At 45.0% G+C, this 16,730-nt stretch carries 12 protein-coding genes; 2 read left to right on the forward strand and 10 right to left on the reverse strand.

Annotated features, from left to right (window positions below):
• Nucleotides 1–102: 102 nt before the first annotated feature.
• Together K245_RS0106350 and K245_RS0106355 are read right to left on the reverse strand one after the other, a co-directional pair.
• Nucleotides 103–432 (reverse strand): cupin domain-containing protein, encoded by a 330-nt coding sequence (locus tag K245_RS0106350; protein WP_027358620.1) that lies wholly within the window; start codon nt 430–432, stop codon nt 103–105.
• A 137-nt stretch (nt 433–569) separates the two neighbouring features.
• Nucleotides 570–1,340: a hypothetical protein gene (locus K245_RS0106355; RefSeq protein ID WP_027358621.1), complete on the reverse strand. Its 771-nt coding sequence runs from the start codon at nt 1,338–1,340 to the stop codon at nt 570–572.
• A gap of 493 nt (nt 1,341–1,833) precedes the next feature.
• On the opposite strand from K245_RS0106355, the gene K245_RS0106360 reads away from it, so the two are divergent.
• Nucleotides 1,834–2,376 (forward strand): DUF2087 domain-containing protein, encoded by a 543-nt coding sequence (locus K245_RS0106360; RefSeq protein WP_027358622.1) that lies wholly within the window; start codon nt 1,834–1,836, stop codon nt 2,374–2,376.
• Nucleotides 2,377–2,612: 236 nt separating this feature from the next.
• Here the strand turns inward: K245_RS0106360 and K245_RS0106365 are convergent, their stop codons facing one another.
• The 5 genes from K245_RS0106365 to K245_RS0106385 form a co-directional block, all read right to left on the reverse strand.
• A complete protein-coding gene (locus tag K245_RS0106365; RefSeq protein WP_027358623.1) occupies nt 2,613–6,725 on the reverse strand; it encodes an acyl-CoA dehydratase activase in 4,113 nt (1,370 codons plus the stop codon).
• A gap of 389 nt (nt 6,726–7,114) precedes the next feature.
• The gene (locus K245_RS0106370; protein ID WP_027358624.1) at nt 7,115–7,447 is read right to left on the reverse strand and encodes a ferredoxin-thioredoxin reductase catalytic domain-containing protein; all 333 of its coding nucleotides are present in this window, start codon (nt 7,445–7,447) and stop codon (nt 7,115–7,117) included.
• A complete protein-coding gene (locus tag K245_RS0106375) occupies nt 7,447–7,836 on the reverse strand; it encodes a glutaredoxin family protein (protein ID WP_332248656.1) in 390 nt (129 codons plus the stop codon). The genes K245_RS0106370 and K245_RS0106375 overlap by 1 nt, the downstream gene beginning before the upstream one ends.
• 67 nt (nt 7,837–7,903) lie before the next feature.
• A complete protein-coding gene (locus K245_RS0106380; RefSeq protein WP_027358626.1) occupies nt 7,904–8,533 on the reverse strand; it encodes a nitroreductase family protein in 630 nt (209 codons plus the stop codon).
• Between the two features lie 247 nt (nt 8,534–8,780).
• On the reverse strand, nt 8,781–10,142 hold the full coding sequence (locus K245_RS0106385; RefSeq protein ID WP_027358627.1) for a sigma-54 interaction domain-containing protein: 1,362 nt from the start codon (nt 10,140–10,142) through the stop codon (nt 8,781–8,783).
• A 167-nt stretch (nt 10,143–10,309) separates the two neighbouring features.
• On the opposite strand from K245_RS0106385, the gene K245_RS27625 reads away from it, so the two are divergent.
• Nucleotides 10,310–10,477, forward strand: coding sequence for a hypothetical protein (locus K245_RS27625; protein WP_156906713.1), 168 nt, complete (start codon nt 10,310–10,312; stop codon nt 10,475–10,477).
• A gap of 94 nt (nt 10,478–10,571) precedes the next feature.
• On the opposite strand, the gene K245_RS26415 is transcribed toward K245_RS27625, so the two are convergent.
• The 3 genes from K245_RS26415 to K245_RS0106410 form a co-directional block, all read right to left on the reverse strand.
• Nucleotides 10,572–12,446, reverse strand: a complete 1,875-nt coding sequence (locus K245_RS26415) for an SDR family NAD(P)-dependent oxidoreductase (protein WP_051283927.1) — start codon at nt 12,444–12,446, stop codon at nt 10,572–10,574.
• A 115-nt stretch (nt 12,447–12,561) separates the two neighbouring features.
• The gene (locus K245_RS0106400) at nt 12,562–13,497 is read right to left on the reverse strand and encodes a glycyl-radical enzyme activating protein (protein ID WP_027358628.1); all 936 of its coding nucleotides are present in this window, start codon (nt 13,495–13,497) and stop codon (nt 12,562–12,564) included.
• 232 nt (nt 13,498–13,729) lie between these two features.
• On the reverse strand, nt 13,730–16,705 hold the full coding sequence (locus tag K245_RS0106410) for a pyruvate formate lyase family protein (RefSeq protein WP_035276632.1): 2,976 nt from the start codon (nt 16,703–16,705) through the stop codon (nt 13,730–13,732).
• Nucleotides 16,706–16,730: the final 25 nt, after the last annotated feature.

The following is a 16,730-nucleotide window of genomic DNA, read 5'->3' on the forward strand; positions in this document are numbered from 1 at the left end:
GGTTTGTGATAGGTTGCCATGGAGCTCATCTCCAGTCTTTTAAATTAAGGGTGGGCGTGTCGGCATTGATGTCATATGTCTCTATTATCTTCATGCGCGACTTTATTTGTTTTCTATATAATCCTTCCTGACAGGAGAAAAAACCTCTATTGCAACCGAGTCTTCGAGAGCCTCTGCATAGTGTTCGACATCGCCAGAGATGCACCAGCTGTCTCCTGGTTCAATTCTACAGGTGTTGCCACCTATGGTCAAATCCATGCATCCCGAAACCATATAGCCGGTCTGTTCATGGGGATGGCTGTGTGCTGGAAGTTTTGCGCCTTTTTCAAGCCTGAATTCCGCCATAAGTGTCTTTTCACCATAAATCAGGGTTTTCTGACGGATTTTATCGAGGACGTTTTTATAGTTTTTTTCATCTTTTTTGCCGAACATACGAATTTCCTTGATTAAAAAGAGACTAATAAAACAATTTTTGCAAAGGGAAACGGTTTGTATGATTAAAGCGCGCAGAGTTTGAGCGCTTTAATCATAAAGATAGGCGTAATAGCAGGGTGCCTTGGTTTAAATCATCAGTCGATTTGAACCGACCATCCAATTATAGGAACCCCGGTTGGATTGCTGTTTGCAGTATCTTTCACGACCCATACTACTACAATATAATCACCTGCCTGGGAGAATTTGTAGGCAAGGGAGTTTGATGAAACGTATTCCGTTGAAGTCATGCTCGACCAGTGGGTTCCGTCATAACCGGCAGAGCCGTAATCAGGATGAACAGAAAACCTGTAATAGAGGGTGTCATTACATGCTGTAGAGGCGCTTACAGAGAAAGTAACATCCTGGTTGACGGCGCGTGTTCCGGTAACTGTAAGCCCATCAATTTTTATGTTGCAGTTTGCCGGTGTCTGGGTGCAGCTTGTTATCTGGCACGCACCATTGCACCAGAATTTACCTGCTGCTTCGCACTGCGTCTGGGTTATATCAGTACCACAGGGATTTATCTGGCAGTCACCGTTGCACCAGTATCTTCCTGCTGCTTCGCATTCTGTCTGGGTATATCCTGTCGCACCTTCCTTTAAGGTTCCTGTCCATCCGCTTCCATTGGGGTCAAGAGAATTTATGTCAGTCGAGCAATATCCCCATGATCCTGTAAAGGATTTACCATCGTCAGAAAAGCGGAGAACCACAGGGCCGCTCCATTCATTGCTAGGGCCGCATTGTTTAGCGTTATTGGCTTCTCTCCAGTATCCCCTGAAATTTTTGCCATCCATGGTTCCTGAAATTACTCCGTCGTCATAAATATACTCGCCAGAAACAGAGTTGCCATCCTGCCATAATGTCATTACGTTCCAGTTCGTACTCCAGACTGTTTTGGTCGCTGCCAATGCATATGAAAATGATCCAAGCAAAATAAACAGAAACAAACAAAATAAAGACTTTCTCATCCTGAGCACCCCTCTCTGCCAATAAAGATAAATTGATCGCACAAAATAATTGATTATTAAACAATGCCTAATAAAAATCGTATGTTTGATCAAATTGTTTTTTATCGCAAGCAATATGTTTTCAAGAATAAGTGAATTTTTTTTGCATGTATACTTACAGGTGCGGATATTAACTTGCTCGTTACATTTCATTTTAAGACATTGACAATAATGCCGGGCGTACAGTATATTCCCTTCCGGTCGGCAGTTCACCCAGGCGTCGCCGCCCCGTTAGGGGAGCTAAACCTGCCTAAATTCTCAATTCGACCGGACAACTTATTTTGTGCCGCGTCGGAAGACGGCGACCACCGACTCATCCAGTCAGGATAGGCACACTTTGAGAGGATAAGTGATGTCCAGAATGTTATTACATTTCCATTCGGAAGATATTTCCGCCCTGGCCCGTTCGTTAAAAGGCCAGCTCACCAACTGCGAACCCAAGCCGAGTCATCTCGAACTTTTAAACATGCTGGTGCGCGCCAACGGTTACCGCAATTTTCAGCATTACAGGGCTCAAATCACAGCACAGAATCAGTTGGAAAAACTACCGATCACACCAGAGCCTGACTCTTTTGATAGAATAAAGCGTTTGTTGCGGTTTTTCGACTCCGGAGGACGGCTTATGCGCTGGCCATCAAAGCGCAGCCAGCAGGAAATCTGTCTGTGGGTCATTTGGTCCAGGCTGCCAGCCAGACAGGTTCTCACTGAGAAAGAGGTTGACCAGCTTCTGAAAGACAATCATCTTTTCGGAGATCATACGCTTCTTCGCAGATGGCTTTGCGACTACGGCATGATGAACAGGACAGCGGACTGCCGGGAATACAGGCGGGTTGAAAAACGGCCGCCTACCGAGGCGCTTGAGTTGATTCGCCGTATTGAGTCTGCCAGATTCTGACAAGCCCCATACAAAAAGAGGGGGGCGTGGAAGTAATTCCCCGTCTCCCGACTTATATGCGTTTTTAAATTCATTATTGTCAACGCCGCAAAAAGTCTGATTTTCGTCATTCAGGCGTAGGCCGGAATCCAGAAGTATCTGAAAATACAAAAATGCCGGATCAAGTCCGGCATGACGTAGATGCCTTTTTTTGACTTTTTGCGAGTCCATCAGGATTAATGATCTCGCAAATATATTTAGATGCCCCTGGCCTGTTTCGTCAGATAATAAAGATGGGGAATGATTCTCGTATTCGGTTTGTTTGTTCCGTCATAAAACAGATCTATGACAGGAATTCTTGTCTCCTCCTGAAGGCGCTTGAATATCGCGGAAGATACGACTCCTGGGCAGCAGAAAACAGGATTGACATGGATGATTGCGCTGACCAGGCCTTTTTCAGCATAATACAGGGTTCTGCCGACGCTTATGGCTGTCTCGCCTGGTATGGGCTGATCCATTCCATATTTTTGTAACAGTTCGTGGCATTCTTCAGGTGTGGGTTCGAACTGGTCATCGAGCAGGCCTTTGAAAACAGCCTCGAATCTTTGCTCGAATTTTACCATTGTGGACACGGATTTTGTGTCTGCTCCTTTTTCAAGGGCGTCTGCATAAATTCCGTGGATCAGCATTTCATTGTAGGAAGGCACAAAAATTTCACCTCCCAGACTTTCAGCAAGATCCCATACTCTTTCGTTGAGCACATCATTATATTTGGCATAAAGATCCCCAAGAACAGCAATGCGGGGTTTTCGTTCGGTTGGAAGCGGAAGTTTTTCCACAATTTCACGAACCGCTTTTGCCGCGTTCAGCATGGATTTGCCATTCATGATGTGATCTATGACAGCTTCTTCAGCTTCGGCAAGGGCCTTATCTGTGGCTCCAGGCTCTGTTTCGTAAGGCCTGTATCTGAATGTCAGCTTATGGAGAATTGAGCCGATATTTGTAGCAGCCAGAAGATTGGCGTTTGCCCTCATGGAAAGCCCAGGGACTGATTCGAGTCCGCTTGGAGAAATAATTCCTGCTCCGCCAAGACCCGCATGCTCCAGTCCGTTCATGATCATTGCTCCATACTGGGGAAAATTGCAGGCAAAGCAGATTGACGGCAGATAAAGCATGGTTTTTGAAGGATCAAGATTTTCCTTTTTTATGAAGTCTATCATTGAACCGAGAATAGCCACATTGGGCAGGCATTCGCCTCCGGACGCATATCTGTAACCAAGATGAATCTGGTCAGAGGTAAGGGGCATAACCCTCGCGTCATATCCTGCATTTCTGAAAATCGCCTGTTGCAGCCTGTTTATTCTGCCATCTGTATATGGAATGAGAAGGGTGTCTCCTTCTTTCAATTCGCCTTTCACGGATCTTGGAAGAGATTTTTCTGAAACTATTTTTCCGCCTGTTCCAAAATGGGTGGCAAAGGTTTCGATCGCAGCTTCAATTCTTGTCTGGTAGCCGACATCGCTTCCATGCTCGTCGAGCTGGAGTATGAGATAGGGCTTGCCCATTTTATCCATCTGAGCCTTGAATTCTGTCATAAGATAGGCGTCAGGGCTGCATCTGAAACATGAAATAAAAACAGGATAAATATGCGGATTTGTCCGAACTGCCTCAAGAGCCGACATCATCTGCTGGCCGTAATGCCAGTGCATAAGATTATCCTGGTCTTCCGGCGCATGGGTCATGCTTTGAATCATGAGATCAAAACCCATGGATTCGAGCTTTGCAGGAATTCCCTGATTAAGCCTGCGGTCGAAAAGAACATAAGGTCTTGCCATTAACATTATGGAAATTTTATCAGGAGAAGCATTAAGCTTTTCTTTTCCAAGATGCTGCCAGATATGTTTTCTTGTCTCAAAACCCTTCCATGCATCCACGAAAGCTTCTTTCACATGATCAGGATCAAGTTTCATGGAGTCTCTCAGATCTTTAGCAAGACGTTCCGCCACTTCATTTATGGACATTCTGAAAAAACTGATCTTCGGAGATATCAGCCTGTCTCTTTGTTCCGAAGGAGCAGCTGATGCAAGAATTGTCGGAGCATAAGCAGAATAATAGCAGAAATAGCGGTCTTCGGTTTTTTCAGACAAGGGTTTAGGATGAATCAGATTTTCAGACTCGTGCGGTGCGTTTATGACTGTCGGGAAGAAAACGTATTCACAATCACTCTGGAGAGCATTCAGAATCACACCATGAACCATTGCCATGGGCGCGCAGAAATCGGCCTGGATGCGTCTGCTTCCATCTTTAAGAGCCTTGTCTGATCCTGAAATCATTTTGACCCTGAATCCAATATTCATCAGAAAAGACTCAAACAATGGGCCGTACTCGGACATGTAAACCACTTGAGGAAGGGCGACAGCAGGGCCTCCCGCTTCTTTTTCAGCATCAGGCCTCATGATTTGTCTGAAAGCGGCTTCAAGATCAGAGAATGTCTTTTGCTTGCCTCTTCCGGTATCGCTAAAATCTCTTCCGCATTTCATTCCCCATGCTGTCTTTCTTCCGTTTATATCGTAAACCGAAAGATCGCATTTATTGGCACATAGCTCGCAGACCTCCATATTTACGGTGTATGTAATGTCTGTTCCGGCAAAATCGGAAGCGCTCAGGCCTGCCTCCCGCAGAGCAACAGCACAACCAAGCGCTCCAGTTAAATGGCAGAATCTGGAGACCTTCACGTTTGTGCCGAGTTCCGCAGCGAATGCCGCCACAAGAGCCTTGTTTCTGGCTGTGGCGCCCTGAAAATAAATGCATTTGCCAAAAGGAGTCTTTCCCACAACCTTGGAGAGATAATTGTCTCTCACGCTGAAAAGAACTGCTGCCATTGTTCCTGCCTTGTCCCAGCCCTCCGATAGAAGGGTATTCAGGTCTCTTTCCATGTAGACTGTGCATCTGTCAGACGTGAATGGCGCGGTTTTCCCAAGAGTCAAAGCCGGAATCTCATCAAGTGTGATGTCAAGGCGCATGGCCTGTTCTTCTATGAAGGAACCTGTTCCGGCAGCACATACATAATTCATGGTGGCAAGGGTTACGGCTCCGTTCTTGAGTCTTGTAAATTTGGAATCCTGGCCGCCTATTTCAATAATGGTGTCAACGTCTGAATCTATGAATGTGGCGCCTTTTGCGTGGGCCGTTATCTCGTTTATGGCCATGTCTGCGCCAAAAACTGATTTTATGAGTTCTCTGCCCGAGCCAGTTGTCGCAACCCCTGCTATGGCGGAGCCGGTTTTCGAAAATATGGCGTGAATTCTTGCAAGGATTTCTGACACGGCTTTTACAGGATTTCCACGAGTTCTGGTATAAACCCCGAGCAAGACCATGCCGGTTTTATCTGTCACGACGGCCTTTGTGCTTGTGGAGCCAACATCTATGCCAAGATAGATATCTTCTCCGTTGAATGATTCAGATGGAGCGTATGTTGTAACTTCAACATCATTAATTATTTCAGTCCTGTCTGCGGAAAAATCAGGATAGTCAATGTCTGCGGCGGAAAGCGGCGCGCGCGTATTTCTTTTTGTGGCTGAATTATCAGTAAGGGACGAAAGATCGCTGAAAGGCCGATCCGCCATGATCGCAGCACCCATGGCATTCCAGAACACACCGTTTTCAGGAACATCTATTTCCTGTTCAAAAAGATCTGACAAAGCCTGAACAATCGCCCTGTTTTTAGCGACTCCTCCGACAAAGACAAGGCTTCCGTCCAGCTCTCTGCCCTGGGTTGTGCTTGCTACAATGCTTCTGGCCATGCCTTTGCAGAGCCCGGCAGCGATTCCTGAAGGAGAATATCCTGCTGCCTGGGCATGAATAATGTCTGATTTTGCAAATACCGCGCATCTTGTGGCAATGGTCGGAACAGGGCCGTCATATTTTTCAGCCATTTCAGCCAAGCCTTCCGGATCGACTCCGAGTCTGTAAGCCTGCTGGTCAATGAAACCTCCGGTTCCGGCGGCGCAGTCGCTCTGGGCAGAATGTCCGGTATAATTGCCTTTTTCATCCATATTTATAAGAAAGCTTCGTTCGCAGCCCACAGAGAGAATGTGTCTGTGGATGTTTCCTGTGATTCTTGCAGCTTCTATATTTGCGAGCACGGAGTCGATAAGGGGAATGTCATCCCGCCCAATGCTGCCTGTGATGCCGGTTTTGACAAACTCTGGGTTTGGAATTTTTCCGGAAATATGATGGATGAGCTGTTTTACAGTTTCGGGAATATTCCCCTGATGCTGCATTGAAAAATAACCTGAAAATTTTCCGTTTCTGAGAATTACGGAATAAATGTTCTGGGAGCCTATGTCCACGCCGATATTGTAAATCATATATTAAATCCGTCCGAAGATTCTATTATTTGAAAAACCGGAAACTTGTTGTTTTTCCAATGCCTCCGGCAGGTCGGTTTTTTACAAAAAAGCTTGACAACAAACCTTATGGTTGTTGTTCAGATTAATCATTATTGAATAATTTGATCTGCAATTTCCGCGCTTTCCCGGAAGCAGGTTTTGAATATCTGAATTTTGTTTCTTGATGTCAAGCTTTGGAGGTGTTTTTTTTCAATCAAATCAAATAAATAAAGTTTTATGGATAGATCTTTGTCAGAAAAGAAGGGATTTGTTCAATATGTGTGAAAAGCAATCTTATTATTGAACTTTGTTATTTTCGTTGGCTGATAAACAGACTCTCCCCTGTTTAATCGGGGAGAGCCAAAAATCTAAAAGAATAATTTTTCAGGTGGTCTTCTCTCCGGGACATAAGCGTTTTCAACTTTTCCGGTGTTCCAGTCTTCAGAAACATAAAGGGCGCAATAGCAGCTTCCAAATTCTGCGACATCAGGTTCGCGGTATACACACGGACAGAAAATGTCTTTGTCGTGTTCCCGGTCTCCTGATGCCAGCCGACAAGGACAGGCCATGTAACCGTATCTTTCCTTGTTCAGAAGAAGGGACTCAAGAAGATCATTGACCTTTTCCCTGTCAGAGTTAAAAAAATAACCTTTGGGTTCCTGAATTTTTTTCAGGTTTTCATAAAGCTGATTTATGTCCATCAGAGTCCCAGTGCCTCCTTTATCTGATCTTCCCTGAAACCAACCACCACCTTGTCGCCAATTACAATGGTGGGGAAGGAGCAGCGAGGATTGACTTTTCTTACGTCCTCAAGAATTGCCATGCGCTCTTCACGGTCAAGCATGTCAACATCTATGAATTCATATTTTACGGCACAATCTCCGATGAATTTTTTGGCTGCCTTGCAATGGCTGCAAGTGCTGAGGGAGTATATGGTTACATCTGAATTTTTGTTTTCTTCGCCCATAATATTTTCTTCCTTTTTCAAGGGGCTGGCCGCGATTCCATGATTTTTAGGATCTGGTTTTCCCCCGCCTGTTTTGCTGGAAAAGAAGCCGTGAATCATATTTTTAATATTTGATATTCTCATAACCCATACTCCCATAAATGTCAAAACAGGCCGGTTTTTGATGTATTTTTGAGATGCCGCTCTTTTATCAGAAACGAACCATTATATCTTCGTACTTTTTTCTCCATTTGTAAGGAGGCATTGGTGAACCTTCCTTGAAATATCCCACAGACATTATCAGGGGAACCCAGTAGTTTTCAGGTATTTTGAATTCCTTTATGACTCCGTCCAGATCAAAACCGTCCATTGGATGTGTATCAAGGCCGAGACTTTTTGCCGCGAGCATGAATATTCCTGTAAAAAAACCTGTGTTTTTGCAGGCAAACGCAAGAGATCTCGCATCAGAAATTCCATACAGATTTCTGCATGAACCAGCCAGCCATTCCCTCTGCTCTTCCTTCATTATCCCTGCTTTTTTGAATTCCTCGAAATTCTTTTCAAAGACATGGCTGCTTGCATTCCATCCTTCCATGTCAGCAAGAAAAATAAGAACAACAGGAGCGTCTGTAATTTTGGGCTGATCCCAGGCGAGTTTTCTGAGCTTTTCCTTTTTAGAAGCATCCCTGATTTCAATAATACTCCAGGGCTGGAGATTGAAACTTGAAGGAGAATTCGCAGCAAGCTCGACTGCCTGCTTGAGAAGTTCGGGAGAAACATCCTTGTCAGGGTCAAAAAAATTGACTGATCTTCTTTGTTTGACTAATTCACTGAATTCCATGGTAAGCCTCCTGGATATGATATTGGGGAATATATAATCGGCCGCTTTTTTTTGTGTTAATGCAAAAAAATAAATCAAATGCTTGTTGAGTTAATAAATAAGCATTTGTGGTTTTATAATCAACCTGAAAATAGATTTTATGATGCGGTGCGTAGCCGGTGCGATTGTGATTTTAATTTCTGATATATTGTGGACATCCCTGGCTTTGCAGCCAGCTCCTTTGGAGGAGATTTTGATTATTAGTTTTTCAGGTGTTTTCCTGATCCATGACCTCCGGATTTGACTCCATGAACCTGTAAAGAGTCGCCCTTCCAACGCCCATGGCCTTTGCAGCCTTTGACTTATTGCCTCCGCTTCTTGCAAGGGCTTCTTTTACGAGTTTAAGATCAAGCTTTAATCCCTGGGTAGATTTTGAAAGCCTGAGATCCATGTCCTTTTTCAGCTCCATTGGAAGGTGCTCTGGCCTTATGATATGTCCGCCGCATTTTACTATGGAATACTGTACAGCGTTCTGGAGTTCCCTTACATTTCCGGGCCAGGCATAGTCCATCATTAGGGATATTGTCTGGTCAGAAATTTTTTTGACGGGCGATCCGTATCTCTCGGAAGCCTGTCTGAGAAAATGCTGAACAAGAAGCGGGATATCTGTTTTTCTCTGTCTTAGAGGCGGAAGTACAACCGGTACAACATTAAGGCGGTAGTAAAGATCTTCCCTGAAATTTCCGCTGGCCACCTCCTGCTTAAGGTCTTTGTTGGTGGCGCTTATTATCCTTACATTGACTTTTAAGGTTTTTTCTCCGCCAACCCTTTCAAATGTGCTTTCCTGAAGAAAACGGAGAAGTTTCACCTGCATGTACTTTGAAAGTTCAGCGACCTCGTCCAGAAAAATAGTGCCTCCGTCCGCAAGTTCGAATCTTCCCTTTTTGTCTTTTATGGCTCCTGAAAAAGAACCCTTTACATGTCCGAAGAGCTCACTTTCAATAAGACCTTCTGGCAGAGCCCCGCAGTTTATGGGAACAAAAGGCGCCGGCTTTCTGTTGCTTTCGTTATGGATGGCTGCGGCAACGAGTTCTTTTCCTGTCCCGGTTTCTCCGAATACATGAACAGGGTAATCAAATGCTGCGACATCCCTTATCTGCTGAAAAACCTGGAGCATCCTCGAATCTGAGCCGATTATGTTGCTGAAGCTGAAAAGCTCGCCCACCTTTATCTGTAGTCTGAGTATTTCGGTTATGTCCCTGAAAGACCCAAGAACGCCCACGACCTCCCCGTTTTCGTTTGTCATGGGTGTAACCGTCATTTCAAGGCGTATCACATCACCGTTTCTTGCAGATAGATTGACATAGTATTTTTTTGGGAAAATGCCAAAAGCGTCCCTGTCATTGCAGAAAGAACAGTTTTCCCCGCAGAATGGTCCGCCCATTATCTCATGGCAGTCTTTTCCGATCACTTCTGATCTTGAAAAACCTGTGATTCTCTCTGCTTCACGGTTGAATGCGAAAATTCTTCTGTCCAGATCATGCGCCATTATGCCTTCGCTAAGATTATCCAGAACCCTTTCAAGATTACCTTTAACAGCTATCAGATTTTCGAGGCTCAGCTTTTCCATTTTCTGGTGTCCGGTGAATTCAGGTTAATGAACAAGTCTTTACAGATGGTTTGTATAAATTGATAAGAGGTTAATGTCAAACCGTGAGATTTTTCTAAAGGGAATGACAATGGGGCCGATAATAAAACAAATAGCGCATTGATTCTTAAAAAAAAGGAGGACTTGCCATGAAAACATACGGAAAAATTCACTGGAAGGTTGAAAGCATCACATGTTTTGTAAAACAAGGCAAGACAGTTATGAGAAGCGAGACCGACGAAGCCCACGCAGATCTTGTGAGGGATGACAAGACCGCAACCCGCATGATTTCCTTCAAGGAAATATCATCAATATGATTAACCGCCGGCCATGATCATTGACTGGCCGAGTGGCCGACGGTTAAAATTTTCTTTTGATTTTGCTGAATACTTGAATGACCGAACGATTCTTTTAAGATTTTGCTTCCATTTCTTCAGTTTTACCATTTTCCCAGGCCGCAAAGGATACGATCCAGTCCGAAGGAAGTCTCGTGAGAAGTCCGTTGCTGATTCTGTGCCAGAAATACAGAAAATTTGCCTCAATGCCTGGAATGACCATGAATTTCTTCTTTTTGATTCCATTGACGATTGCATCTGCAACTGTCTCAGGTTCAAGAAGTCCGGCCAGATTCTTGACCATGCGGCTTTCAGCCGGAAGAGAGCCGGCCTCCTCTTCGAGAAAAGGCGTATTTACCTCAGGCGGACAGATAAGGGTAACGCCAATATCGAAGCGCTTCAGTTCGCTTCTTAAGCCTTCGCTCATGCCAATCAGCGCATATTTCGAGCTGCTGTAAATGCTGTAACCGTACATTCCGATCAGTCCGGCCACTGACGAGAGATTTACAATGTGTCCGCCCTTTTTTTCCTTCATATACGGAAGGATTGCGCTTGTGGTGTTCCTGACTCCATAAACATTGGTTTTCATTACACGGTCAAACTGCTCAAAGGAAATGTTCTCGAAAAGATCCCCGCAGCCTATTCCTGCGGCGTTTATCAGGAAATCAGGCACTCCGTACTGACTTACGGCCAAATCTATCTTCTTTTGCACGTCATCATTATCAGAGGCATCCATTGATATCGAATGAACAGGAATCGAAGCTCCCGTGCGAACCATGATATCATGGCAGGCCCTATTAAGCTTTTCATGACCCCTTGCAAAAAGAACAACTCCGCATCCTTTTGAAGCAAGACGGAAAGCGGTGGCAAGACCTATTCCGCTGGAGCCTCCTGTGATAAAGGCCAGTTTTCCGTTAAAAAAAGGATCTGATTTTTTCTTTAAACCGGTAAATTCGTTTTCAATATATTCCCTCGTCCGTTTCAGGCCTTCTGAATATGAAATCTGAGGCTCATATCCAAGCTCGATTTTTACCCTGTCATTCGGTATCCTGTTTTCAGACGCCACAAGATTGAGCGCTTCTATCGTTGCCGGAGGTCTTTTCTTTATTCCTAGTTTCTTCCAGATCCATTCGCAGACATAAGCACTTCCAAGGGCCAGAGGTCTTGGAACAGATCCCGGATTTTTTGCGCCTATCATAAATGCTATGTCAGAAAAATATTCCTTCCATGTGACAGAAAGACCGTCGCAGGCGTTAAAGGCCCGTCCGAGGGCTTCGTCTTTCGATGCCGCAAGAATTATGATATCAGCGACATTATCCACATAAACGAGCCCCGCGTTCATTTTGCCTCCTGATACAAGACCAGGCGAACCGCTTTGAAGTACGCCAACTACATCATGAAGCCAGGGGCCTGATCCTGGCCCAAATACATTGGCAGGTCTCACCACGCTAAGCTTCATACCTTGGTTTCTGTGATATTCCCACGCCAGATCTTCCTGGGCCTGTTTGGTTCTGCTGTATGGCCCGAGGCTTTTTCCTCGTTCTGTTTCTTCAGGGCAGGACTGACTGTAAATTTTGTCCCCGTAATAAACAATGCTCGACACCAGCACTACCCGCGCTCCTGTTTTCACGGCCTGATCAAAAACCCTGCGGCTGCCTTCCACAGTGAATTCCCAGAAAAGCTTTTCATCGCCCCAGTCAGACACAACCGCTGCAAGATGAATAATTGTGGCAGCGCCTTCAGTAGCCTTTTCCACAGAAGCGGTATCAGAAAGATTGCCGCAAACCACTTCGACGGAATCTGTCCATGATGAAGGAATTTGCTCGCCCTGAAGCACCAGCGCCCGAACCTTTACTCCTTCATTAATAAGCTTTTCCACGACGCGCCTTCCTATGAATCCATTGGCACCTGTGACAAGAACAGGTTGTGCGATTTGTGTCATTCCATTCATTTTTTTCTCCTTGCCACCTGTTTTTTATTCGTAGGGTGCTCAAACCGGAAGGTTTGCGCACCAGCAAAATGGTGCGCAGGCCTTAGAGCCTGAGCACCCTACAAAAACAAAAATTCTACTCAAATACTTTTATCCCCTTGTTTTCAAAAATTCGTCTGCATCTCTCCATGACCGTCTTATCCGAAAATGAAGTCATGGCAGTGTTGTTCACGTAAGGATTTTCCGCACCCATCTTCCGGCTTTTGTCGTGCCAGAGAGGATTATAGGAAAGAAGGGCAGCCTCGGTTATTCCTGTTTCATTATAAAATGCGGCCACAGCTTTGATATTTGCTTCCGTGTCCGTGATATCCGGGACAAGGGGAGTTCTTGGCAAAAAAGCCTTTCCATCGAGTCTGGCAGTTCTTGCAATCTGTCTGAAATTATCCAGAATCCTTTCATTGGGCAGTCCGCAGAATTTTTTGTGATCCATGCTGTCCATAATTTTCACATCAAAAAAGATCGAGTCTGTATATGGATAAACAAGTTCCATGAACCTTTCATGATCAAAGAATCCGCAGGTTTCGAGCAGGCTGTGGATTCCATTTTTCTTCAAAGATTTCAGGAGTTCGGAAAGAAATTCCATGTGAAGGGTCGCCTCACCTCCTGAGAGAGTCACCCCGCCACTCGAAACATCAAAAAACGGCTTGTCAGGAAGGATTTTTGCGAGGATTTCATCAATATTCATGGGCTTTCCGACCATCTCAAGGGCTGCCGAAGGGCAGGAATCCGCACATTTGAAGCAGAGCTTGCATGCTTTCCGGTCAACGTAAAAAGCATTCTTTTGGGAAAGAGCCTTTTCAGTGCAAAGATCCCTGCATGATCCGCAGTCAATGCACTTCTCAGTATCAAAAGCGATTTCAGGAGAGGCTTTTCTGCTCTCGGGATTGTGGCACCAGACGCAGGAAAGCGGGCAGCCTTTAAAGAAAACAACAGAGCGGATTCCTGGGCCGTCGTCGAGAGAGTTGGCCTTAATGTCGAGGATCAGTGGCAATTTATCATTATTTTCACTCATTAATTTCGGTCTCGGCAGAGCATATTTCTTAAGAGCGCTCTGCAAATGAAACATGGATTTTTTCTTGGAAAACCCTTTTTGTAAAAAGTGTTTTCCAAACCTTTCCCAAAAACTTTCAGGTCTTGATGTTGATGAACTTTCAATAAACGAGCTTCAAAACCATAAGTTTTTTGCCAAGCTTTTTCAAAAAAGCGGATCATTTATCATTTTTAATATTATTCGATGAATAGAGCTACAGGCCAAATTCAGCCCTCTCAATAAGCTCCATCTGCATATCCCTGTTCAGGGTCACGAAATAGGCATTGTATCCTGAAATTCTAACAAGCAGATTCTGGTAATTTTCGGGATTCTCCATCGCGTCCCGCAAAGTTTCCGAGGAAACCACATTGAGCTGCATCTGCATGCCTCCGAGATCGCTGTATGCCTTTACGTAAGCAGCTACATTGTCCACGGTCTTCTGGTGGCTGTCGTTTGAAGATGGCACGACCTTTAAATTAAAGGCTATGTTGTTGCTCATGTTTTTCGGATCAAGCCCTGCAACGTCGCGTATGTTTGCGAGCATGCTCCTCGATGCATGGGCTTCAGGTGTGAGTCCGGGAGTAAAGGCCTTTCCCGCTAGCCTGCCAGAGGGAAGCGCACCTGTGAGGGTTCCGAAGGCCACATGATTGGACATTGACCAGAATCCGGCAGCATATTTCCCGCCCCTGTAATTGGTGTGGCTTTCAAAACAGTCGTGGGCGAGCTTTGTTACCCTGTTTGCGGTGGCAAGGGCTTCTGCGTCTCCGGAACCGAAAAGAGGAACCTTTGTTTTTATCATAGCAAGAAGGGCTGAGTGATTTTGAAAATTGGTGTTTACAGCTTCGAGCATTTCAGGAAAAGTCACCTTTTTTTCATCAAAAACCAGCTTTTTGATGGCCATGAGAGAATCTGTAATGTCTGCAAGGCCTATGCATGCCGTTCCCGAAGAATTGTATAGAGCTCCGCCTTTTGTGACATCCATGCCGCTCTTGATGGAGCCTCCGATCATGGATGATATATAAGGAGTAGGCCTTAAAGCCTGATGAGCCTCTCCGAGATAATTATTATACTGGCATGTGAGGCTTGCGAGAAAACGGAGCTGGGTTGCAAATGCGTCAAAGAATGATTCATAGTCTTTGAAATCGCCTTTGCTTATATCTCCGGTTTTTGGGCCAAGATTCCAGCGCATCAGGGGATGAAGCCCGTTATTGAGAGCCATTTCAAATGCTGCCACCATATTGAACATCATGCAGTTGGTGTGTCCCATGTGTTTTCCGCAAATAGTTGCCTCGACGCATCCTGTGGCGGCCCAGTCCCGCATATGCTCAAGCTTGTATCCTTTTGATTCAAGAGAGGACATGACAACCTCGTCCGTATGAATCGAAGGAGTGGCAGCTGTATTGACATTCACCTCGCACAGCCGTTTCAGGTAGGTCATGCTGTTCTTTTCCCTGCTGTATCTGGCATTTACATTTGGATCTCGGATACTGAGCATCTCTGTAACTTTTAGAAAGACATAGGTCATGTCATTGACCGCATCCTTTCCTTCAGGTGTTAAGCCTCCAAGGGTTATGGCCTGATCTGACGAGCTTCCTCCGAACAGGTAATTGCCAATGTCAGGTATGAGCGGAAGATGGTCGGTACAGCGCATATAAAAGCATCCGATCAGCTCTATGGCGTGCTTCACGTATGCTTCGCGTTCAGTTTGATTCGTGATTTTCTCCAAGTCAGATACAAAATAGGGTTGAAGCCACTGATCCAGACGTCCGAGGGAAAAACCGGCGTTTGTGTTTTCCATGTGAATACCAACCCATATTATCCACATGGCATTAACTGCTTCATCAAGAGTTGTGCATGGATTTTCAGGAACCTTTGAGCAGATATCCGAAATAAGCGTAAGCTCTTGTCTGCGTTCTTTGTTGCCTTCGGAATCAGCAAGCTTTTTTGCTTCTTTCGAAAGATTTCTTGCGTAGCTTACAAGCCCTTCAAGGCAGATTTCCATGGCGAGCAGGCTGTCTCTTTTCTGTTTATTGGATTCATTGGTTTCAACCATCTCCTTTTCGATCTCTGAGATTATGCCCCTTGTGCCAAGTTTCAGTATTTTTGGAAAATCTATTATCGTGTGGGAAAGTGCCACTGTCTTCCAGAGGAAGCAGGCAGCGAACCTCTCGTCCAGCTTCTGGCACACAGGATATCCCTTTTTCTCCCTCACCCATTCCCTGAAATTACGTTTCACCCAGAAAGGAAAAACCTTGTCGTGAAGAATATTTATGGTTTCAGGATCGACATCATAGGGATTTAAAGGACGGTGAGGAGTTGTCAGAAGCTCCCCCCAGATCATGGTTCCGTGGGCATCTGGATAAAGCACGACACCAATTTCCTTTGTTGTGGTCGTGCCTGCGATGAGGTCATTTTTTCTGATAATGGGTTTTCTGTTTTCCATGAGATAACGTAACCCCATGGCCTGACGGAGTTCAGGAACAATGGCTGCTCCGCTTCGGTCTTTTTCGAATCCGTTCTCCCTGTACCATCTTGTCAGAATCTCAGGACGTTCATGGCAGATGGAGGGTCTTGTCTTAAGATGGATTGCAAGAAATTCCTTAAGTCTTGGAAAATCATCGAGACTGTATTCAGAAAGATATGAATCCTTGAGAAAAAGGACTCCTATATCTTGTGACCCAGCCTTGAGCTGCGGAGTTTTTCGTCTTTCAAGACTCAATTCCGAAGCCTTTTGCTGATCAAAATTTCTTTTTCCGATAGAAGCTTCTTTTTTAAGCTTTGAGATCTGAACAGGCTTTAAAACAAGAGAAAGATAAAAATTCATAAGCTGGAGATAGCCAATGTTTCCGACGGTGTGCATCCTGTTTTCCATGAGGGCCATCATCAGCTTGTTCGGAGGATTTACAGCAGCCTCCTTGACAGCCTCTTCATCAACGAATACCAGCATGGCGTCCGGCTTTTCAGAAATTCCGGCGATCACATGCACTCGCCCGTTCTTAAAAAAGATGCTCTGCTCCACGCTGCCATTTTCTGTTTTTATAGCAAATGTGAAGTTCAGCCATCCGTCTTCAGATTTCAGATATCTCTTCAAAGACTTTCTGGCATTGAAGTTCATGGCTATGAATCTGAAAAACAGATGAGCCATTTTGTCCGTAAAACTCTTTTTTCCTGGCTGGCTTACTACAGGCATGATTCACCTCGGGGAAATTTTTGAT

Origin of the sequence: Desulforegula conservatrix Mb1Pa (genome assembly GCF_000426225.1) — a bacterium.
GTDB classification, from domain to species: Bacteria; Desulfobacterota; Desulfobacteria; order Desulfobacterales; family Desulforegulaceae; genus Desulforegula; species Desulforegula conservatrix.